The sequence below is a fragment of the Staphylococcus sp. GW823-FHT05F06 genome (assembly GCF_058795495.1).
On sequence record NZ_JBXAHW010000002.1, the window covers coordinates 160,245 to 180,590 of the forward strand.

The window sequence follows — 20,346 nt, forward strand, 5'->3', positions numbered from 1 at the left end:
AGGTGATTTTTTTGAAAATTTTATTTGAACAGATTATCAATCATGCAATTAAGCAAGAAGCAAGTGACATACACTTTATACCATGTGAGGAACACACTATAATTAAGCTAAGAATTAAAGATGAGCTCACAATATATGATAGACTTTCATTTCCAATTTATAAAAAATTACTTATATACATGAAGTTTCAATCTGGCTTAGATGTATCAACACAGCATAGAGCACAAAGTGGTAGATATAGTTATAAGATGAAGCATTTATATTATTTAAGAATCTCTACATTACCTTTATCATTAGGCAATGAAAGTTGTGTAATTCGTATAGTACCTCAATACTTCCAAACTACACGAGAATCATATGAATTTAAAGATTTTAAACACTTTATGAAAAAGAAACAAGGTCTACTTTTGTTTAGTGGACCAACTGGCTCTGGCAAAAGTACTTTAATGTACCAAATGGTCCTTTATGCACATCAAAAATTGAATTTAAATGTAATATCAGTTGAAGATCCAGTTGAGCAAATACTTAATGGAATCACACAAATATCAGTCAATGAAAAGGCAGGTATAAATTATGAAAGCTCTTTCAAAGCCATTTTAAGGTGTGATCCAGATGTAATTTTAATTGGTGAAATCAGAGATTCTACCGTAGCTAAATACGTGATTCAAGCCAGTTTAAGCGGGCATTTAGTTTTGTCGACAATGCACGCGAATGATTGCAAGGGAGCACTATTACGATTATTAGAAATGGGTATTTCTGTCCAAGAGTTGTGCCAGGCAATCAATTTAATTTCTAATCAAAGATTAATCACTACTACTACAAATTATCGTCAACTAGTATCGGAATTAATGTTTCAAAGCCAAATAAATTATTTTTTTGAACATAATCATTCTTTACCTAAAAATTTCACAAAATTAGCTACACATTTAAACAAAATGTCTAAAGAAGGTGTTATATGTGAAGAAGTTGTCGATAAATACATTTAAATATAAGAGGAATAAATATCTTACTGAAATACAATCAATAGACTTACTACAGAGATTACAACAGCTTTTAAGTCACGGATTCACTTTATATCAAAGTTTTAAATTTTTAAACTCCTATTTTAAATATAAAGAGCGAACAATAAATAAAAAGATTATCCAACATCTACAAAACGGTGCTACATGTTATGATATTTTAAAAATAATAGGGTATCCAGAATTAGTTCTTCTTCAAATAAAATTTGCTGAAAACTACGGCAACATTGAGGAGGCTCTCGTTGATACTGTTCAATATATGAAAAGAAATCTGAAAGCTAAAAAACGACTCATCAAAACCTTACAATATCCTGTTGCATTAATTTCTATCTTCTTATTCATATTAACCATTTTAAATATAACTGTCATACCTCAATTTCAACAACTTTATGAGACTATGAATGTTAAATTATCAACATTTCAAAATCTACTAACTCTTATTATTACCCGTCTTCCCAAACTAACTTTCATTTTTATCTTTATTAGTGGTATAGCATTTTTTATCACTTATAAATTCTACTATTATCTACCAATTGAGAAAAAGTTAAAATCTATTTTAAAAATCCCAATGATTAATACGTATTATAAAATATATAGAACTTATCAACTTTCCAATCAACTTTCTTTATTTTACAGAAATGGTACAAGTCTTCAACAAATTGTCCGTATATATCGTAATGAGCAAGATAACGATTTTCTTAAATTTCTGGGTGATTATCTTTTTAAAGAAGCTAATAAAGGGCTCCCGTTACCTGTTATATTAATGAATTTAAAATGTTTTCAAAATGATTTGATTAAATTCATAGAACAAGGAGAGAAAAATGGGAAATTAGATATAGAATTAAAGTTATACAGTCAAATGCTATTACAGCAATTTGAAGAAAAAGTGTTAAAACAAACAAAATTTATACAACCTATCATCTTCTTTATCTTGGGAATTTTTATTGTATCTTTATACTTAGTCATTATGCTTCCTATGTTTGAACTTATGCAAACAATAAAATAATTTGAGGAGTGACATCAATGAAAACATTGAAATTATTGAAAAAAACACGAGCATTTACCTTGATAGAAATGCTTTTAGTATTACTAATAATAAGTTTATTGTTAATACTTATAATTCCAAATATTGCAAAACAAACATCTCATATTCAGTCAACTGGATGTGATGCTCAAGTTAAAATGGTAAACAGTCAAATAGAAGCCTACGCTTTAAAACATAATCGCAACCCTTCTAATATTGATGATTTGGTTTCAGATGGTTTTATAAAAGAAGGACAAAAAACATGTAAATCCGGTCAGACAATTAGTATTGCAAATGGAGAAGCAGTTGCCAATTAAAAACATTAAAGCATTTAGTTTAGTCGAGATGATTTTTAGTTTATTTATTATCAGTTGCTTGTTGATAACAACTTTATGGTCACGAAGCCTGTTCGACATTCAGCTAATTGATGAAGAATATGAAATTAAACAATTAATAACAAAATTTAATTACTATAAATCTAAAGCTATTAGCAACAACGAATCAATAACTTTATTATTTTTTAATAATTCAAATAGAGTACAAGTAATTGAAGAAAATGGAGATAAATATAGTTTTAAACTTAATAAAGGCAAAGTGATTAATATAGCTAAAATTCAAACATTAAATTTTGATAAAAATGGAAATATAAATCATTTTGGATCGCTCATTTTACAATATAATTCACATGCTTATAGATTAATCTTCCATATTGAAAAGGGGCGTTTGAGATTTGTCAAAATATAAATTTAAAGGGTCTTTAATTATTGATGCATTGCTAGCCTTTTTTATAGTTAGTACAATAACAATGATTTTAATACCTATGTTTTCAAACTTAAACAATCAGTATCTTATCAATTTAAATAATATAAAAATCAAGCAAATCATGATAACTAGCCTTCAACACTATAAAAAGAAAGAACTTTATCAAGGGGTTGTAATAGAAAATTATGAAATACAATTATTCAATAATAAAATATGTGGGGAGGATAAAGCATTTAATACGCGAACATGTATTTCAATTTAATATAAAAGCATTTACTTACATCGAAGCATTATTTGCTTTATTTGTGACTACTTTAATTCTCGCTTTATTACCTACTATACTTAAATTGACTTCGTTTTATCTTAATACTGCTCAAAATAACGAAGATATTCAATTTGAATTTTTTAGAAGAGATTTACTTAAAGAGAAAATGACGACTCAAAACAATTATGAGATAGAAAATGCATATACAATTAAACTTAAGAAAGATAAAGATGTTATTAGATATATTTATAAAAACCGTAAAATTTACAAAAACATTAATCAAAAAGGTAATATTACATTGTTAAATCACGTCTTGTCTACTCGTATATTAAAAACGAACGATAATATAGTAAAATTATTAATAACAACAGGAGAAACGAACGATGAACACAAAGAAATCCTGTTTATATAGCCGAAAAGCGTTCATTAGTTTATATTTAATAGTAATTTTTTCAATTTATTTATCAATTATATCTTTTTATATCTCTCAATATAGTTTAAAATTAAAGACAATACATAACTTAGATGTTTACTACAATAAAGTTATCGTTAATAAGTTAAAAGAGGTAGATTAATTTGAAGAGTATTCAAGTGCCTATTATTTTAGTTGGTTTCATGGGAACTGGTAAAACTACTGTTGGAAAATATCTTTCAGATTTATATAATTTAAGTTATGTGGATTTAGATAATTTTATTGAAGTAAATGAATGTAAATCTATACCTAATATATTTAATGATATCGGAGAAAAAGGATTTAGATCATTGGAGACTAGATACCTAAAATCTTGTCTCAATACTTTCGATATTATTTCAACTGGAGGAGGTATTATAGAAGATACGAATTCATTAAAGCTCTTAAAAAATCAAAAGCATGTAGTTTGGCTAGACTGTGACATTGAAATCATTTTCAAACGAGTTAAAAATGATTCACATAGACCCAATGCTAAAAGTAAAAATCTTAACCAACTTGATGCCTTGTATTCTTCAAGACTTTCAAGATATAATGAAATCGCATTCATGAAAGTTGATAGTGCACAGAGTGTTTCTGAAATTTGCACTTTAATTAAAACAAAATTATTAAGCGATTGATCAGTATTAGAGAGAATAGAGATCAAAACTTGAATCATTATAAGTTAAACGTTTTTAGTCTATTACAATTTTGACTCTCTATCGCCGAAGGTGCAAGTGAAATAACGAAACTCTCAGGCAAAAGGATAATACTGTAACGCATTCCTGAAATGTGTATTAAAACAGGGTAGCTTTATGCTATCCTGTTTTTTAAAAATTATTAATTGGGGGTACACGTATGACAACAGATTTGAAAAAAACACCTTTATATCAAAATTACGTTGATAGTGGTGCTAAAATTGTTGAGTTCGGAGGATGGGCAATGCCTGTTCAATTCTCAAGTATCAAAGAAGAACATAATGCAGTTAGATATAATGTTGGTCTTTTTGATGTAAGTCATATGGGAGAGATAGAAATTAGTGGTAAAGATGCAGAACAATTCATACAATACATCCTTTCTAATGATACAAATCTTCTAACAAATGATAAAGCAATGTATAGTGCGTTATGTAATGATGAGGGGGGCATCATTGATGATTTAGTTACATATAAACTTAATGAAAACCACTACTTGCTTATTGTAAATGCAGCCAATACCAATAAAGATTATCAATGGATTAAGAAACATAGCTCTAATTTTACTGTAGATGTGAGCAATACTTCAGACAAATACGGCCAATTAGCTATTCAAGGTCCTCATTCAAGAGCATTAATAAATGAATTAGTGGATATAGATGTAAGCCATATGGCAATGTTTGAATTCAAACAGAACGTACAAATCTTTGGTAAATCTATTATTCTTTCGCAGTCTGGTTATACTGGAGAAGATGGCTTTGAAATTTACTGTAAGCAAGAAGATACTAAGGATATATGGGAGCAATTATTAGAATACGATGTTACACCATGCGGTTTAGGTGCTCGTGATACGCTAAGACTTGAAGCAGGATTACCTTTACATGGTCAAGATTTATCTGAATCAATTACTCCTTATGAAGGAGGGATAGCCTTCGCTGCTAAACCGTTAATTGAAAATCATTTTATTGGCAAATCCGTACTCAAAGCTCAAAAAGAAAATGGTTCCGAGCGTAGAACAGTAGGTCTTGAACTATTAGGTAAAGGCATTGCTAGAACAGGTTATGACGTACTAGATGAAAATAGTAATGAAATTGGTTTCGTTACATCAGGAACACAATCCCCATCTTCTGGTAAATCTATAGCACTTGCAATAATAGATAGAGATGCATTTGAAATGGGCAAAAAAGTAATTGTGCAAATACGTAAGCGTCAAGTTGAGGCAAAAATAGTTAAAAAAAATCAAATTGAGAAATAAATATAAAGGGGTGTAAATATTGAGTCATCGTTATATACCATTAACAGAACAAGATAAAAATGAAATGCTAAATAGTATTGGGGCAAAATCTATTTCCGAATTATTTGATGATATACCTACAGATATTTTATTAAAAAGAAATTTAAATATTGCCGAAAGCGAAGCGGAGACGATATTACTTAGAAGGTTAAATCGTCTCGCAGCTAAAAATACAACTAAAGAAACACATGCAACATTTCTAGGTGCGGGCGTTTATGATCATTATACTCCAGCTGTTGTCGATGCAATGATTTCAAGATCTGAATTCTACACCGCATATACACCTTATCAACCTGAAATTTCTCAAGGTGAGTTACAAGCAATTTTTGAATTTCAAACACTCATTTGTGAATTAACAGATATGGATGTAGCAAATTCTTCTATGTATGATGGTATGACTAGTTTTGCTGAAGCATGTATATTGGCACTAAGTCATACGAAAAAAAATAAAATTGTAGTTTCAAGTGGACTACATTATCAAGCTTTACAAATTCTACACACATACGCCAAAACTCGTGATGAATTTGAAATAATTGAAGTTGATCTTAAAGGTACTATTACTGATTTAGAGAAATTAGAACAACTTATCGATGACAACACAGCAGCTGTCGCTGTCCAATATCCCAATTTTTATGGTTCTATTGAAGATTTAGAACAAATTAATAACTATATAAAGGATAAAAAAGCTTTATTTATCGTATATGCCAATCCACTTTCTTTAGGATTACTAACACCCCCAGGTACATTCGGGGCAGACATAGTAGTGGGAGATACACAGCCTTTTGGTATTCCTACACAATTTGGGGGTCCGCATTGTGGATACTTTGCTACAACAAAGAAATTAATGAGAAAAGTACCTGGTCGATTAGTTGGGCAAACTCAAGATGACGAAGGTAATCGTGGATTTGTTCTCACGTTACAAGCTAGAGAACAACATATCCGCCGTGATAAAGCAACTTCTAATATTTGTTCAAATCAAGCTTTAAATGCACTTGCATCTTCAATAGCAATGTCAGCTTTAGGTAAACAAGGTATTTATGAAATTGCAGTTCAAAATCTTAAAAATGCCAATTATGCCAAAAATAAGTTTGAAGAACATGGTTTTGAGGTACTAAAAGCACAATCTTTTAATGAATTTGTAGTCAAATTTAATCAACCAATAAAAAATATTAATCTTAAATTAGCAGAATATGGATATATTGGTGGTTTTGACTTAGGTGAAGTATCTGATGATTTTAAAAACCATATGTTAGTAGCAGTTACAGAGTTAAGATCTAAAGATGAAATCGATGATTTCGTTACGAAAGCAGGTGAGTTAAATGATTAGTAAATCAAGTCCTTTAATATTTGAAAGATCCAAAAAAGATAGATATGCGTATTCATTACCACAAAATGACATTGAGAATATCAGTATTGCTTCACTCTTAGATGATAAGTATATTCGTAAACATAAGGCTGAATTTCCCGAGGTTTCAGAATTAGATTTAGTTAGACATTATACCGAACTATCAAATAAAAATTTCGGGGTAGATACTGGATTTTACCCATTAGGTTCTTGTACGATGAAATATAATCCTAAAATCAATGAAAAGGTAGCGCGTATTTCTGGTTTTAGTGAATCTCATCCTTTACAAGAAGAAGAACACGTTCAAGGTTCTCTTGAAATTATATATAGTTTACAAGAAGAATTGAAGGAAATTACTGGTATGGATGAAGTTACCCTACAACCTGCTGCAGGTGCACATGGTGAGTGGACTGCTTTAATGATTTTCAAAGCTTATCATGAAAAAAATGGACAAAGCCATCGTGATGAAGTAATAGTGCCTGATTCAGCACATGGTACTAATCCTGCTTCTGCCTCATTTGCTGGATTTAAATCAGTAACTGTAAAATCTAATCAACGTGGGGAAGTTGACATAGAAGATTTAAAAAGAGTAGTAAACGATAATACAGCTGCAATCATGTTAACTAATCCAAATACATTAGGTATATTTGAACAGGATATTATTGAAATAGGGAAAATCGTTCATGAAGCAGGAGGTTTATTATATTACGATGGAGCAAATTTAAATGCTATTTTAGATAAAGTACGTCCTGGTGATATGGGCTTTGATGCGGTACATCTTAATTTGCACAAAACATTCACTGGTCCTCATGGCGGTGGTGGACCAGGATCAGGACCAGTTGGAGTAGTAGAGAAATTAGCCAGTTATCTACCTAAGCCTATGGTTATAAAAGATAACGATAGGTATAAATATGATAATGATATTCCAAATTCAATTGGACGAGTAAAACCGTTTTATGGAAATTTCGGCATTTATTTAAGAGCATATACTTATATCAGATCAATGGGAGCCAATGGTTTAAAAGAAGTATCTGAAGCTGCCGTTCTTAATGCGAATTATATAAAATCTCGCCTTAAAAATCACTTTGAAATTCCGTTCAATCAATATTGTAAACATGAATTTGTATTAAGTGGAACTTTACAAAAACAATATGGTGTCAGAACATTAGATATGGCTAAGCGACTGTTAGATTTTGGTGTGCATCCACCTACAATATATTTTCCTCTCAATGTCGAAGAAGGAATGATGATTGAGCCAACAGAAACTGAATCTAAAGAAACACTTGATTACTTTATTGATGCGATGATTCAAATCGCTGACGAAACAAAAAATGATCCAGATAAAGTTTTAGAAGCACCACATACGACTATAATTGATCGATTAGATGAGACCACTGCAGCACGAAAACCAATTCTTAAATTTGAAGAACTTAAGGACGAAAAGTATAAAGAACACACAAATATTGATTCTGAAGATAATTAAATCGCTAATTAGAAATCTATATACTAGCTAAAACTTCTAAAAGTAACAATAATCAAAAGTTAACTTATACTAATCTTTTACTAAATAAAAAATATCTTTTTTAAAACATTTAAAAATAAGATTATATGTTAATACGTAGTGTTTTTACGATATTTCTGTGAAAGGTGCGCGAATCCAAAATACAGGCTGAAACGGTAACTTTTGATGACGAGTCGTTCAATATGAAAGTTATATAAATAAAGAAAAAGCAGGGACATAATTACTGGCTTCTTTATTTACAATACTTCGTATTGTTGACTCGCATTCTTAGGAGGTAGCTTCAGCCTGTAGTCTTCAGCTATCCTGTTCTCTCAAGAGTCTCGCCAAAATATTTTTGTTGATATGTAATTTTACATTGAAATGTTTAAAAAATAATGAAGAATTTTAAATGGAAATATTTTATAAAACCCAAATTAATAAAACTTTCAGAACAAAAAGCAAAAACCATCTACAGTCAAAGAAAATTTGGTCTGGAAGCTTTTTTGGATTTGTGAAGTCTATTTTGAGTTTCACTCGAATGTCCGTTCGAGAGATAAATAAAGCCAAAAGAGAACTAGAATTTGTACTAATGGCACTTAATATAAGAAAAGTAACAGTTCAACGAGCTAAAAATAATCAAAAAAATTATAAAAAGACAATTTCTATATTTTTTCAATAGAAATTGTCTTTATTAACTTATCTTGGAACTTTATGTCCCAGCTTCTTCTTTGAAAGGTTTATATATCATCATCTAAAAAAACTCTTTGAAAGCATCTATTAACATAATCCTTTCAAAGAGTTTAATAACTTAAAGACATCATTTCGTAAAATTACTTTTTAGATTTTATTTTACCTGTCCATTTTTTGTAACCGCCTTTAAGCATGTAAATATTTTTATATCCATTTTTTCTTAATATACGTGCAGCACGATAACTTGCTATACCATTAGCATCACATAAATAAATAGGTTGGTCATTTCTTAGTCCTTGATATCGTTGCTTAAATACTGTGATAGGAATATTACGTGCACCATTAATATGTCCATAATCATAATCCACTTTTTCCCTCACATCAATAACTTGAGCTTTTCTTAAACCTTTATGGAATTCATTTTGGTCTAATTCATTTACAGCTCGCTTATTAAGAATTTGTTGGATAATCATATATGCAATGATAATAACAATAATACCAATTGCAATGTACAAAGAGATACTCATCTTGCATCCTCCCTAATTTACCGATATTATAATTATAAGACTGTTAGTACAATTTATCAAAATATTTTTTCGAGTTAGATTATGTTTATATCACATAATCTAAATATACAAAGAGATACATAATAGTTTTAATTTTAATATTTCGATAGGGGTATGATTATGACTGAAATATGGAATTTTATAAATACTGGAAGCAAAAATCCTTATTATAATATGGCAATGGACGAAGCGTTACTAAATTTTGTATCGCGTGGAGAAATCGATCCAGTTATAAGATTTTATACTTGGAATCCTGCAACACTCTCAATAGGCTACTTTCAGCGTCTCCAAAAAGAAATTGATATTGATAAAGTAAAAGAAAAGGGCTATGGCTTAGTAAGACGTCAAACGGGTGGTAGAGGCGTGTTACACGATAAAGAATTAACATATAGCGTTATTGTTCCTGAGTCTCATCCAAATATGCCTTCAACTGTAACTGAAGCTTATAAAATTATTTCACAAGGATTATTAGAAGGTTTTAAAAATTTAGGTTTTGAAACTTATTTCGCTATCCCCCGTTCTAAAGAAGAACGAGACAAATTAAAGCAACCACGAAGTTCAGTATGTTTTGATGCACCTAGTTGGTATGAGCTTGTAGTAGAAGGCAGAAAAATTGCAGGTAGCGCTCAAACCAGACAAAAAGGTGTCATTCTTCAACATGGTTCAATTTTACAAGATATAGATATCGATGATTTATTTGATATGTTTAAATTTAAAAATGAACGACTAAAAGCAAAAATGAAAGAAAATTTTGTTCAAAAAGCTGTAGCTATTAATGACATTTCAAATCAACATATTACATTAAATGAAATGGAGAACGCCTTTGAGGCAGGTTTTAAAAAAGGACTGAATATAGATTTTAAACCTCTAGAATTAACGGAAAAACAATTAGAGGAAGTACAAGAACTCGAAGATAAATACCGCTCTGAAGCATGGATGTACCGTAAATAATTATGAAGAGAGCAATAAGGCGACATCATTTGATATCGCCTTATTGCTTTCTTTTTTGTCTTTTATATTTACGAAGTGCTTTTTTATACTTTCTTTGATCTTCTGTTAAAAAGAAGAAATAGTATATAATATAAATAATTAAAGCTATAATTGCAAAACTAATAATGGCTTTCATAATCGAAAATAAAAACTCATCAAGATTCATCATTAAACCAAATGCAGCTATCGCTAATATTAAATAAAAGATGAATTTGCGCATCTCAAAACTCCTATTAATTTAAATTTGTATTTATTGTTGCAAGTTTTTTTTGACCTTTTTCTATTTTTTTATTATCTTTCGTTTCATATCCTTTTTTTATTGTATTGAATGCTGAAGATAAGTCTTTATTAAGTTGACGTATTTCTTTTTCTTTTTTCTTATCTTCTTCAGATTGTGATTCAGAGTCTACAGATTCTTTATATTTAATGAAAGTACCGTCAATATCATTTAAAATGTCATCTAATTTTCTTTGAATCGCTACTTTATTATTATTTTTATTAACTTTTGATTCAATATCTCTATAATCTTTAATGGTTTTTGCAATAGAGTCGTAATAATCAGATGATGCTTTTAAATTTTTTATTTTTAACTTATTAGATGAAGCCTCTTTAGTATTTTCTTTATCTTGTTTAAGGGCGGCTATTTTAGATTTATGTTCGCCAATTTCTTGATTAAGTTCTTGAATATCAAGTTTTAATTGATGATTATCATCACGTAACTCAGTCGTTTTATCTTCTAAAGGAGCTAAGTTCTGACTTCCACAACCCATAAGCAAACTGCTCGCACCAACTATTAATATTAACTTTTTCATTGTCTTCTCCCTAAACCAAAAACTATTATTATTATTACTAGTTATGCTATCATTTTAATGTATAAAATAAAAATGTACAAATGTAAACGTAGGAGGGAAAAAATGAATAAATTAAGAAAAGTTCTAGATATCATTGAACATAAGCACTTAGATGCAATCATAGTATTATCAGATTATAATAGACGTTATCTTTCAGATTTTACTGGTACAAGTGGTGCACTAATCATAACACCTAAAAAACAATATCTTATTACTGATTTTAGATATATAGACCAAGCTACAGAACAGGCACAGGATTTTGAAATTATAAATCGAAAATCAAGTTTGATTTCTGAAATTAAATCCATATTAGAAAGAGAAAATTTATCAAATATTGGTTTTGAAGGTCATTTAATCAGTTATGATACTTATGTTGAACTTAATAAAGGATTAATTACTTTAATAAGCATATCTAATGAAATTGATAAGATTAGAGAAATTAAAAATAAGGAAGAAATTCAGCTCATTCAAAAAGCGGCTAAGATAGTAGATCAAACATATGAATATATCCTCACTCAAGTAAGTATCGGAATGACAGAACGAGAAATTAAAGCTAAATTAGAAAGTAAGATGTTAGAATTAGGCGCAGATGGCCCTTCATTCGACACAATAGTGGCTTCAGGTTACCGAGGTGCGTTACCGCATGGTGTTGCAAGTGATAAGCGTATTGAAAAGGGTGATATGATTACATTAGATTTTGGTGCATACTATAGAGGATATTGTTCAGATATTACGCGCACGTTTGCAATAGGAGAACCGGATCCAAAACTCAAAGAAATATTTAATATAGTTCTAACTTCTCAAAAGAAAGCTATTGAACAAATCAAACCAGGTATGACTGCAAAAGAAGCAGATGCTATATCTAGAGAGTATATTTCATCTCACAACTATGGTGAGCAGTTTGGCCATTCACTTGGTCATGGTATCGGCCTTGATATTCATGAAGGTCCACTATTATCTCAAAATAGTTCAGATGAATTAAAAATAAATAACTGTGTTACTATAGAACCAGGCATATACATTGAGGGATTGGGTGGCGTTAGAATAGAAGATGACATTCTTATTACAGAAAATGGATGTCATGTCTTTACTAAATGCTCAAAAGACCTTATTATTTTAGAGTAAGCGCGTATAATTGAGGAGGAGACTGAATGATTTCAGTAAATGATTTTAAAACAGGTTTAACGATTTCTGTTGATAACGGAATCTGGAAAGTTATTGATTTCCAACATGTCAAACCAGGAAAAGGTTCAGCTTTTGTTCGTTCTAAATTACGTAATTTAAGAACAGGTGCTATTCAAGAAAAAACTTTCAGAGCTGGCGAAAAAGTTGAGCAAGCAATGATCGAGAATCGTCGTATGCAATATTTATATGCTGATGGCGATAACCATGTATTCATGGATAACGAGACATTTGATCAAATCGAATTACCTGGTGACTACTTAAAAGATGAATTAAATTACTTAAAAGCGAATATGGAAGTTCAAGTTCAATCTTATGAAAGTGAAGTTATTGGTGTTGAATTACCAAAAACTGTAGAACTTGAAGTTACTGAAACTGAACCTGGAATCAAAGGTGATACTGCCACTGGCGCAACAAAATCTGCGACTGTTGAAACAGGTTATACTCTAAATGTACCTTTATTTGTAAATGAAGGTGACACACTAGTGATAAATACTAGTGATGGAAGTTACATTTCTAGAGGATAAACACTAATTAACTAAACTCCAGAGTATACATCAATTAGATGTTATACTTTGGAGTTTTTGTTTTCAAAATGTAAAATTACATAATATAGTATTGTAATTATTAATAAATATGTATATAATTACATAATAATACAATAAGGAGTGTATATATGCATATTTCTATAGTAGGTATCACAGGCTATACAGGACTAGAATTGTTAAGATTAGCACTTAATCACCCTCATGTAACAGTTTCATCGATTCATGCTACAAAAGAAGTGGGAGTGCAAATTTCTGATATATTCCCTCATTTGAAAGGTATTTTTGATAAAGAAATTCAGGTTTTCGACAGTGAATTTATTATGACACATTCAGATTTGGTATTTTTTGCTACTCCGAGTGGCGTTGCAAAAGATTTATCCAAAAATTTCGTTAAAAATAATTTTCCTGTTATAGACTTATCAGGTGACCATCGTTTATCTCCAGATGTTTATCTCAAATGGTATAAAAAATCACCGTGTACTGTTGATATACAAAAGCGTTTTACATATGGTCTCTCAGAAGTAATGAATATTAGTCATCGCAATAGATTTATTGCTAACCCTGGTTGTTATGCAACTGCAACTGAATTAGCGCTATATCCCTTAATCAGCAATCATTTAATCCGTGTTGATTCTATAATTGTTGATGCTAAAAGTGGTCTTACTGGAGCTGGTAAAAAATTAAATCAGTCATCGCATTACGTAAATGTAAACAATAATTATGTGACGTATAAACTTAATAAACATCAACATATTCCTGAAATTGTACAAACGTTGCAGTTTTTTAACAAAAGTTTACAGAATATTCAGTTTTCGACATCGCTTATTCCGGTTAATAGAGGTATTGTTGCAACTATATACACACGGCTTGAAAACGGAGTTAAAATAAATCAAATAGAATCTACCTACAAGGATGTATATAAAAATAAGCCTTTCATAAGAATTAAAGATGGATTACCACAGTTAAATGAAGTAATAGGAACAAATTACACTGATATTGGTTTTGTTTATAACGAAACCACGGGTGTTTTAACAATTTCATCAGTTATTGATAATTTAATTAAAGGTGCCGCCGGACAAGCAATTCAAAACATGAATCTGATGTTTAATTACGACGAAACTGATGGTTTAATTTTGGCGCCTTTATATATCTAATATAGGGGGGACTAAATTATGAATATAATTAAGGGAAATATTGCAAGTCCTCTTGGATTTTCAGCTGATGGTCTGCACGCTGGCTTTAAAAAGAAAAAATTAGACTTTGGTTGGATTGTTTCAGAAGTACCTGCAAATGTAGCTGGTGTATTTACAACTAATAAGGTCATTGCTGCACCATTAAAATTAACAAAAAACAGCATCGAAAAAAGTGGTAAAATGCAAGCTATTGTTGTTAATTCAGGTGTTGCTAATTCTTGTACTGGTAAACAAGGGGAAAAAGATGCTTTTAAAATGCAACAACTGGCCGCAAATAAATTACAAATTCAACAAGAATATGTTGGTGTCGCATCTACTGGTGTTATTGGAAAGGTGATGCCAATGTCTATTCTAAAGAATGGCTTTTCCAAACTAGTTAAAAACGGTAATGCTGATGACTTTGCAAAAGCGATATTAACAACGGATACTCATACAAAAACATGCGTTGTAAACGAAGAATTTGGTAGCGATACAGTAACGATGGCAGGTGTAGCAAAAGGGTCAGGAATGATACATCCTAATTTGGCTACAATGCTAGCATTTATAACCTGTGACGCTAACATCTCATCACAAACATTACAACAGGCTTTAAAAGATGTGGTTGAAGTTACATTCAATCAAATCACTGTAGATGGTGACACTTCAACAAATGATATGGTGCTTGTGATGTCAAATGGATGTACAAATAATAACGAAATTAAAAAAGACAGCGAAGACTACTATAAATTTAAGCAGATGCTTCTATATATTATGACCGATTTAGCAAAAAGTATTGCAAGGGATGGCGAAGGTGCTTCTAAATTAATAGAAGTCACGGTTAAAGGTGCAAAAGAATCTAGTGCTGCAAGAATGATTGCTAAAAGTGTGGTGGGTTCAAGTTTAGTAAAAACCGCAATTTTTGGCGAAGATCCTAATTGGGGTAGAATTATTGCTGCTGCAGGTTATGCTAAAACATATTTTGATATTAATCAGGTAGACATTTTTATAGGTAGGATACCTGTATTAATAAGATCCTCACCAGTAAAGTACGATAAAGAAGAAATTCAAGAAATAATGAGTGCTGAAGAAATATCAATTCAGCTTGACCTTCATCAAGGGAATTGTGAAGGTCAAGCATGGGGATGTGATTTATCGTATGACTACGTTAAAATCAACGCACTATACACCACTTAGGAGGAACATATGAAAAACATCATCGTAATTAAGCTCGGTGGTATAGCTATAGAAAATTTAAACGACGCATTTATACAACAAATTAATGCTTGGCACCTTGAAAACAAAAAAATAATTATTGTTCACGGTGGCGGCCAAGTCATCAGTAATTTATTAACTAAAAACAATCATTCAACTATTAAAATTGATGGCATGAGAGTAACTGCTAAAAATGATTTACCTATCATATATGATGCTTTAATTAACATAGTTGGCCATCAACTTTTAGAAAGACTTAAAGAATCTAATTTAGAATTTTTTCAATTTAAAGAAAAGATAAAAGAACTTGTAAGCGCCGAATTTTTAAATAAAAATATCTATGGTTACGTTGGTAAAGTTAAAGAAATCAACACGATGCTATTAGAAAAAATGTTATCACGCGACATAATACCAATTATCACTAGTTTGGGTGTAAATGAGCAAGGGGAGTATCTTAATGTTAATGCTGATCATCTCGCCACCGCAATTGCTAAGAAACTAAAAGTCGAAAAATTAGTATATATGACTGATGTCCCTGGTGTAATTGAAAAAGATAAAACGCTTGCTACTCTTACAATTAATGAAGCAAAAACAAAAATTGAAAATAAAATAATTACAGGCGGAATGATACCTAAAATTGAGAGTGCAATCCAAACATTAGAATCTGGTGTTGAATCGATTTTAATTGCAAATAATTTACAAAAAGGAACAATCATAAGGGGTGATTAATGATGAGTTATCTTTTTAATAATTACAAGCGTGACAATATAGAGTTTGTTGATGCTAATCAAAATGAATTAATTGATAAAGATAATAATGTCTACCTAGATTTTTCGTCAGGTATAGGTGTGACAAATCTGGGTTTTAATATGGAAATTTACCAAGCAGTTTATAATCAACTGAATTTAATATGGCATTCACCCAATTTATACCTAAGTAGTATCCAAGAGGAAGTGGCTCAAAAATTAATTGGTCAACGAGATTATTTAGCTTTCTTTTGTAATAGCGGAACAGAAGCGAATGAGGCAGCTATCAAACTCGCACGTAAAGCTACTGGTAAGTCGGAAATTATTGCTTTTAAAAAGTCTTTTCACGGCAGAACGTACGGCGCAATGTCTGCAACAGGACAGAAGAAAATTACAGATCAATTTGGTCCGGTTGTTCCTGGATTCAAATTTGCTATTTTTAATGATTTTAATTCATTTAAATCATTAACTTCAAATAATACTGCTGCTGTAATTATAGAAATAATTCAAGGTGAATCAGGAGTACTACCTGCTGATTCTTTATTTATGAAGCAATTAAATGAGTATTGTAAACAAAAAGATATCCTTATAATTGTAGACGAGGTTCAAACGGGCATAGGTAGAACCGGTAAGTTATATGCTCATGAACATTATCAATTGTCTCCAGATATCATCACATTAGCTAAAGGATTAGGTAATGGCCTTCCTATTGGAGCAATGTTAGGCAAAAAAAATTTAGGTCATGCATTTGGCTACGGTTCTCATGGTACAACATTCGGTGGAAATAGATTATCATTGGCTGCTGCAAACCAAACGCTTTCTATCATTAATGATGCTGATTTGCTGAATGATGTTCAATCAAAGGGGCAATTTCTTATTGAAAACTTAAGAAAAAGTTTAGTAAATAAAAGAAATGTAATTGAAGTACGTGGTGTAGGTTTAATGGTAGGAATAGAGGTCACTAATGATCCTAGTCAAGTAGTGCGAGAAGCTAAACGTATGGGGTTAATCATTTTAACAGCTGGTAAAAATGTGATTAGGTTATTACCGCCATTGACCATCACTAAAAAACAATTAGAAAAAGGTATAGAAATATTAACTGAAATCATTTGATTTATAAATGGTAACTTATCTAAAATATCGAGTTGATATACAGAGTGTACAATTCAGCAAAGTAACTTTTAAAACACCGTTTCGTTAAAATACAAAAAATAAAACGAAACGAGTGTCTTTTTTATGCTTTTAGTCAATCTCTAAAATATTTAAATAAATACCGACGTTTTGATGTTTAATGAACATGCTTGAATTGAATCTTTTACTCAAGTAAAATAGATGGGTAGATGAAAACAAACCTAAGGAGTCAGTAAGAAATGAACTTTAAAGAAATAAAAGAATTAATCGAAATTCTTGATCAATCTAGTTTAACTGAAATAAATATTGAAGATAATAAAGGTAGCGTAGTTAATTTAAAAAAAGAAAAAGAGACTGAAATAGTTACACCGCAAGTTACTCAACAACCAACTCAACCGATAAATCATACGCATAATGAAACACAACAAAAGCCATCACATAGCTCTAAAGATGAACAAAGTAGTGATAATGAATACAATACCATTAATGCACCAATGGTTGGTACATTTTATAAATCACCTTCACCAGATGAAGAAGCATACGTTCAAGTTGGAGATAAAGTTACGAATGAAAGTACTGTTTGTATATTAGAAGCTATGAAATTATTTAATGAGATTCAAGCCGAAACAACAGGTGAAATCATAGAAATTTTAGTAGAAGACGGACAAATGGTAGAGTATGGCCAGCCGTTATTTAAGGTGAAATAATGAAAAAGATTTTAATCGCTAATCGTGGTGAAATCGCAGTAAGAATAATAAGAGCGGCACACGATTTAGGTATTCAAACAGTAGCTATATACTCAGAAGGTGACAAAGATGCACTACATACTCAAATTGCTGATGAAGCATACTGCGTCGGTCCTACTTTATCAAAAGATTCTTATTTAAATATACCAAATATTTTATCTATCGCTACTTCTACAGGATGTGATGGTGTTCATCCTGGATACGGCTTTTTGGCTGAAAATGGTGATTTTGCTGAATTGTGTGAAGCATGCCAATTAAAATTTATTGGGCCAAGCTATCAATCAATTCAGAAAATGGGAATAAAAGATATTGCTAAAGCTGAAATGATTAAAGCCAATGTACCTGTAGTACCAGGAAGTGAAGGACTTATTCAAAGTATAGATGACGCTAAAAAAATAGCTAAAAAAATCGGCTATCCAGTTATCATCAAAGCCACAGCAGGTGGTGGTGGAAAAGGTATTCGGGTTGCTCGTGATGAGAAAGAACTTGAAACTGGTTACCGTATGACACAACAAGAAGCTGAAACCGCGTTCGGAAATGGTGGTTTATACTTAGAAAAATTTATAGAAAACTTTAGACATATAGAGATTCAAATTATTGGCGATACTTATGGAAACGTTATACATTTAGGTGAACGTGATTGTACAATTCAAAGAAGAATGCAAAAGCTCGTTGAAGAAGCACCCTCACCAGTTTTAAGTGAAGATAAACGCCAAGAAATGGGTAATGCTGCAATTAGAGCCGCAAAAGCTGTAAATTATGAAAACGCAGGTACAATTGAATTTATATATGATTTAGATGATAACCAATTTTATTTCATGGAAATGAATACACGTATTCAAGTTGAACACCCAGTAACTGAAATGGTAACAGGAGTAGATTTAGTAAAATTACAACTCAAAGTTGCTATGGGTGAGGCGTTACCTTTTAAACAAGAAGATATTTCCATTAACGGTCACGCTATTGAATTTCGAATCAATGCTGAAAATCCTTACAAAAACTTTATGCCATCACCAGGCAAGATTACCCAATATCTTGCTCCAGGCGGTTTTGGAGTGAGAATTGAATCAGCATGTTATACTAATTATACGATACCACCTTACTATGACTCCATGGTGGCAAAACTTATAGTTCACGAACCTACACGTGAAGAATCAATTATGACAGGCATTCGTGCTTTAAGTGAATATCTTGTTTTAGGTATCGACACTACGATTCCATTCCACTTAAGACTTCTAAATAATCATATTTTTAGAAGTGGGGAATTTAATACAAAATTCCTAGAAAAGTATAATATTATAGACGATAATAACCAATAGGAGGATAAAGAATGGTCAATGTAGCAGATTATTCTCAATCTAATTTAGGAAAAATTGAAATAGCACCAGAAGTATTATCTGTTATCGCATCCATTGCGACATCAGAAGTAGAAGGTATTACAGGCCATTTTGCTGAACTAAAAAAAACAAATCTAGAGAAGATTAGTCGAAAAAATTTAAACAGAGATTTAAAAATCGAAGCTAAAGAAGACGGAATATACATTGATGTATTTTGTTCTTTAAAACATGGCGTAAATATTTCTAAAACTGCAAATCAAATTCAAGAAGCAATTTTCAATTCAATTACGACAATGACAGCTATTGAACCACAGCAAATTAATATTCACATCAGAAGTATCGTCGCAGAAAAATAAATAATTTAAATTATAGGTGCACTTTACTAGAAAGTTGTACCTATAATTTTATAAATACATTTGAAGGAGTAAAATATGAGTCGTAAAGATGCAAGAGTACAAGCTTTTCAAACTTTATTTCAACTTGAAATAAAAGAGACAGATTTAACAATTCAAGAAGCAATTGAATTTATTAAAGATGATCATTCTGATTTAGACTTTGATTTTATATACTGGTTAGTTACTGGAGTCAAAGATCATCAAATCGTTTTAGACGAAACAATTAAACCCCATTTAAAAGACTGGTCTATCGATCGTTTACTGAAATCAGATCGTATTATTTTAAGAATGGCAACTTTTGAAATATTGCACAGCGACACACCTAAAAAAGTAGTTGTTAATGAAGCTGTAGAACTCACAAAACAGTTTAGTGATGATGATCATTATAAATTTGTTAATGGTGTTTTAAGTAATATAAATGATTAAA

24 protein-coding genes, 1 pseudogene and 1 riboswitch are annotated in these 20,346 nt (G+C 30.8%); of the genes and pseudogenes, 22 read left to right on the top strand and 3 right to left on the bottom strand.

Annotated elements, in window-relative coordinates:
- Window positions 1-11 precede the first annotated feature (11 nt).
- The 11 genes and pseudogenes from comGA to AC1Q7N_RS02345 all read left to right on the top strand — a co-directional run.
- Window positions 12-986 carry a competence type IV pilus ATPase ComGA gene (gene comGA, locus AC1Q7N_RS02295; RefSeq protein ID WP_001831109.1) on the top strand — a complete coding sequence of 325 codons (975 nt, stop codon included), beginning with the start codon at window positions 12-14 and terminating at the stop codon, window positions 984-986.
- Window positions 958-2,025 (top strand): competence type IV pilus assembly protein ComGB, encoded by a 1,068-nt coding sequence (gene comGB, locus AC1Q7N_RS02300; RefSeq protein WP_001831131.1) that lies wholly within the window; start codon window positions 958-960, stop codon window positions 2,023-2,025. Before comGA ends, comGB begins: the two co-directional genes overlap by 29 nt.
- Window positions 2,026-2,042: 17 nt before the next feature.
- Window positions 2,043-2,360, top strand: a complete 318-nt coding sequence (comGC, locus tag AC1Q7N_RS02305; protein WP_001831271.1) for a competence type IV pilus major pilin ComGC — start codon at window positions 2,043-2,045, stop codon at window positions 2,358-2,360.
- Window positions 2,350-2,787, top strand: coding sequence for a competence type IV pilus minor pilin ComGD (gene comGD, locus AC1Q7N_RS02310; RefSeq protein ID WP_186311559.1), 438 nt, complete (start codon window positions 2,350-2,352; stop codon window positions 2,785-2,787). The genes comGC and comGD overlap by 11 nt, the downstream gene beginning before the upstream one ends.
- The gene (locus AC1Q7N_RS02315) at window positions 2,774-3,067 is read left to right on the top strand and encodes a hypothetical protein (protein WP_001831116.1); all 294 of its coding nucleotides are present in this window, start codon (window positions 2,774-2,776) and stop codon (window positions 3,065-3,067) included. The genes comGD and AC1Q7N_RS02315 overlap by 14 nt, the downstream gene beginning before the upstream one ends.
- Window positions 2,991-3,482 carry a competence type IV pilus minor pilin ComGF gene (locus AC1Q7N_RS02320; RefSeq protein ID WP_002440043.1) on the top strand — a complete coding sequence of 164 codons (492 nt, stop codon included), beginning with the start codon at window positions 2,991-2,993 and terminating at the stop codon, window positions 3,480-3,482. Before AC1Q7N_RS02315 ends, AC1Q7N_RS02320 begins: the two co-directional genes overlap by 77 nt.
- A gap of 164 nt (window positions 3,483-3,646) precedes the next feature.
- Window positions 3,647-4,159 (top strand): shikimate kinase, encoded by a 513-nt coding sequence (locus AC1Q7N_RS02325; protein ID WP_002440040.1) that lies wholly within the window; start codon window positions 3,647-3,649, stop codon window positions 4,157-4,159.
- Window positions 4,156-4,298: riboswitch (glycine riboswitch) on the top strand. Its footprint overlaps the gene before it by 4 nt.
- Before the next feature lie 78 nt (window positions 4,299-4,376).
- Window positions 4,377-5,468 (top strand): glycine cleavage system aminomethyltransferase GcvT, encoded by a 1,092-nt coding sequence (gcvT, locus tag AC1Q7N_RS02330; RefSeq protein WP_001831107.1) that lies wholly within the window; start codon window positions 4,377-4,379, stop codon window positions 5,466-5,468.
- Window positions 5,469-5,487: 19 nt separating this feature from the next.
- Window positions 5,488-6,834 (top strand): aminomethyl-transferring glycine dehydrogenase subunit GcvPA, encoded by a 1,347-nt coding sequence (gcvPA, locus tag AC1Q7N_RS02335; RefSeq protein WP_002456181.1) that lies wholly within the window; start codon window positions 5,488-5,490, stop codon window positions 6,832-6,834.
- The gene (gcvPB, locus tag AC1Q7N_RS02340) at window positions 6,827-8,335 is read left to right on the top strand and encodes an aminomethyl-transferring glycine dehydrogenase subunit GcvPB (RefSeq protein ID WP_001831087.1); all 1,509 of its coding nucleotides are present in this window, start codon (window positions 6,827-6,829) and stop codon (window positions 8,333-8,335) included. The genes gcvPA and gcvPB overlap by 8 nt, the downstream gene beginning before the upstream one ends.
- Before the next feature lie 407 nt (window positions 8,336-8,742).
- Window positions 8,743-9,085 (top strand): annotated as a pseudogene (locus AC1Q7N_RS02345) (IS5/IS1182 family transposase); the annotation flags it as partial.
- 98 nt (window positions 9,086-9,183) lie between these two features.
- On the opposite strand, the gene AC1Q7N_RS02350 reads toward AC1Q7N_RS02345, so the two are convergent.
- Window positions 9,184-9,570: a rhodanese-like domain-containing protein gene (locus tag AC1Q7N_RS02350; RefSeq protein ID WP_001831303.1), complete on the bottom strand. Its 387-nt coding sequence runs from the start codon at window positions 9,568-9,570 to the stop codon at window positions 9,184-9,186.
- Window positions 9,571-9,729: 159 nt separating this feature from the next.
- Here AC1Q7N_RS02350 and AC1Q7N_RS02355 point away from each other — a divergent pair, with 159 nt between their 5' ends.
- Window positions 9,730-10,560, top strand: coding sequence for a lipoate--protein ligase family protein (locus AC1Q7N_RS02355; protein ID WP_001830993.1), 831 nt, complete (start codon window positions 9,730-9,732; stop codon window positions 10,558-10,560).
- Window positions 10,561-10,600: 40 nt separating this feature from the next.
- Here the strand turns inward: AC1Q7N_RS02355 and AC1Q7N_RS02360 are convergent, their stop codons facing one another.
- A complete protein-coding gene (locus tag AC1Q7N_RS02360) occupies window positions 10,601-10,819 on the bottom strand; it encodes an SA1362 family protein (RefSeq protein ID WP_001831076.1) in 219 nt (72 codons plus the stop codon).
- Window positions 10,820-10,832: 13 nt separating this feature from the next.
- Window positions 10,833-11,411: a hypothetical protein gene (locus tag AC1Q7N_RS02365; RefSeq protein WP_001831193.1), complete on the bottom strand. Its 579-nt coding sequence runs from the start codon at window positions 11,409-11,411 to the stop codon at window positions 10,833-10,835.
- 102 nt (window positions 11,412-11,513) lie between these two features.
- On the opposite strand from AC1Q7N_RS02365, the gene AC1Q7N_RS02370 reads away from it, so the two are divergent.
- The 10 genes from AC1Q7N_RS02370 to nusB all read left to right on the top strand — a co-directional run bounded on the left by AC1Q7N_RS02370 (window position 11,514) and on the right by nusB (window position 20,345).
- Window positions 11,514-12,575 carry a M24 family metallopeptidase gene (locus tag AC1Q7N_RS02370; RefSeq protein ID WP_001831174.1) on the top strand — a complete coding sequence of 354 codons (1,062 nt, stop codon included), beginning with the start codon at window positions 11,514-11,516 and terminating at the stop codon, window positions 12,573-12,575.
- 26 nt (window positions 12,576-12,601) lie between these two features.
- Window positions 12,602-13,159, top strand: a complete 558-nt coding sequence (gene efp / locus AC1Q7N_RS02375; protein ID WP_001831269.1) for an elongation factor P — start codon at window positions 12,602-12,604, stop codon at window positions 13,157-13,159.
- Between the two features lie 149 nt (window positions 13,160-13,308).
- On the top strand, window positions 13,309-14,334 hold the full coding sequence (gene argC / locus AC1Q7N_RS02380) for an N-acetyl-gamma-glutamyl-phosphate reductase (protein ID WP_002495440.1): 1,026 nt from the start codon (window positions 13,309-13,311) through the stop codon (window positions 14,332-14,334).
- 18 nt (window positions 14,335-14,352) lie between these two features.
- Window positions 14,353-15,546: a bifunctional glutamate N-acetyltransferase/amino-acid acetyltransferase ArgJ gene (argJ, locus tag AC1Q7N_RS02385; protein WP_002470619.1), complete on the top strand. Its 1,194-nt coding sequence runs from the start codon at window positions 14,353-14,355 to the stop codon at window positions 15,544-15,546.
- Window positions 15,547-15,555: 9 nt separating this feature from the next.
- Entirely contained in the window at window positions 15,556-16,293 is a 738-nt protein-coding gene (gene argB / locus AC1Q7N_RS02390; RefSeq protein WP_001830946.1) for an acetylglutamate kinase, read from the top strand.
- Window positions 16,293-17,423, top strand: coding sequence for an acetylornithine transaminase (locus AC1Q7N_RS02395; RefSeq protein ID WP_001831058.1), 1,131 nt, complete (start codon window positions 16,293-16,295; stop codon window positions 17,421-17,423). Before argB ends, AC1Q7N_RS02395 begins: the two co-directional genes overlap by 1 nt.
- 257 nt (window positions 17,424-17,680) lie before the next feature.
- Complete coding sequence (gene accB / locus AC1Q7N_RS02400) at window positions 17,681-18,148, top strand: acetyl-CoA carboxylase biotin carboxyl carrier protein (RefSeq protein ID WP_001831211.1); 468 nt, start codon at window positions 17,681-17,683, stop codon at window positions 18,146-18,148.
- Window positions 18,148-19,506, top strand: coding sequence for an acetyl-CoA carboxylase biotin carboxylase subunit (gene accC, locus AC1Q7N_RS02405; protein WP_001831301.1), 1,359 nt, complete (start codon window positions 18,148-18,150; stop codon window positions 19,504-19,506). The genes accB and accC overlap by 1 nt, the downstream gene beginning before the upstream one ends.
- Window positions 19,507-19,517: 11 nt before the next feature.
- Complete coding sequence (locus AC1Q7N_RS02410; protein WP_002456495.1) at window positions 19,518-19,880, top strand: Asp23/Gls24 family envelope stress response protein; 363 nt, start codon at window positions 19,518-19,520, stop codon at window positions 19,878-19,880.
- 75 nt (window positions 19,881-19,955) lie between these two features.
- Entirely contained in the window at window positions 19,956-20,345 is a 390-nt protein-coding gene (gene nusB / locus AC1Q7N_RS02415; protein WP_001831090.1) for a transcription antitermination factor NusB, read from the top strand.
- The last annotated feature ends 1 nt before the right edge of the window (window position 20,346 follow it).

Excerpts from the sequence above, each read along its gene's own strand:
- AC1Q7N_RS02350 (WP_001831303.1), bottom strand. The coding sequence starts at position 9,570 with ATGAGTATCTCTTTGTACATTGCAATTGGTATTATTGTTATTATCATT.
- efp (WP_001831269.1), top strand. The coding sequence starts at position 12,602 with ATGATTTCAGTAAATGATTTTAAAACAGGTTTAACGATTTCTGTTGAT.
- argJ (WP_002470619.1), top strand. The coding sequence starts at position 14,353 with ATGAATATAATTAAGGGAAATATTGCAAGTCCTCTTGGATTTTCAGCT.
- AC1Q7N_RS02410 (WP_002456495.1), top strand. The coding sequence starts at position 19,518 with ATGGTCAATGTAGCAGATTATTCTCAATCTAATTTAGGAAAAATTGAA.
- AC1Q7N_RS02360 (WP_001831076.1), bottom strand. The coding sequence starts at position 10,819 with ATGCGCAAATTCATCTTTTATTTAATATTAGCGATAGCTGCATTTGGT.
- nusB (WP_001831090.1), top strand. The coding sequence starts at position 19,956 with ATGAGTCGTAAAGATGCAAGAGTACAAGCTTTTCAAACTTTATTTCAA.
- accC (WP_001831301.1), top strand. The coding sequence starts at position 18,148 with ATGAAAAAGATTTTAATCGCTAATCGTGGTGAAATCGCAGTAAGAATA.
- gcvT (WP_001831107.1), top strand. The coding sequence starts at position 4,377 with ATGACAACAGATTTGAAAAAAACACCTTTATATCAAAATTACGTTGAT.
- gcvPB (WP_001831087.1), top strand. The coding sequence starts at position 6,827 with ATGATTAGTAAATCAAGTCCTTTAATATTTGAAAGATCCAAAAAAGAT.
- AC1Q7N_RS02320 (WP_002440043.1), top strand. The coding sequence starts at position 2,991 with ATGAAATACAATTATTCAATAATAAAATATGTGGGGAGGATAAAGCAT.
- comGC (WP_001831271.1), top strand. The coding sequence starts at position 2,043 with ATGAAAACATTGAAATTATTGAAAAAAACACGAGCATTTACCTTGATA.
- AC1Q7N_RS02365 (WP_001831193.1), bottom strand. The coding sequence starts at position 11,411 with ATGAAAAAGTTAATATTAATAGTTGGTGCGAGCAGTTTGCTTATGGGT.
- AC1Q7N_RS02370 (WP_001831174.1), top strand. The coding sequence starts at position 11,514 with ATGAATAAATTAAGAAAAGTTCTAGATATCATTGAACATAAGCACTTA.
- argC (WP_002495440.1), top strand. The coding sequence starts at position 13,309 with ATGCATATTTCTATAGTAGGTATCACAGGCTATACAGGACTAGAATTG.
- AC1Q7N_RS02395 (WP_001831058.1), top strand. The coding sequence starts at position 16,293 with ATGATGAGTTATCTTTTTAATAATTACAAGCGTGACAATATAGAGTTT.
- AC1Q7N_RS02355 (WP_001830993.1), top strand. The coding sequence starts at position 9,730 with ATGACTGAAATATGGAATTTTATAAATACTGGAAGCAAAAATCCTTAT.
- accB (WP_001831211.1), top strand. The coding sequence starts at position 17,681 with ATGAACTTTAAAGAAATAAAAGAATTAATCGAAATTCTTGATCAATCT.
- argB (WP_001830946.1), top strand. The coding sequence starts at position 15,556 with ATGAAAAACATCATCGTAATTAAGCTCGGTGGTATAGCTATAGAAAAT.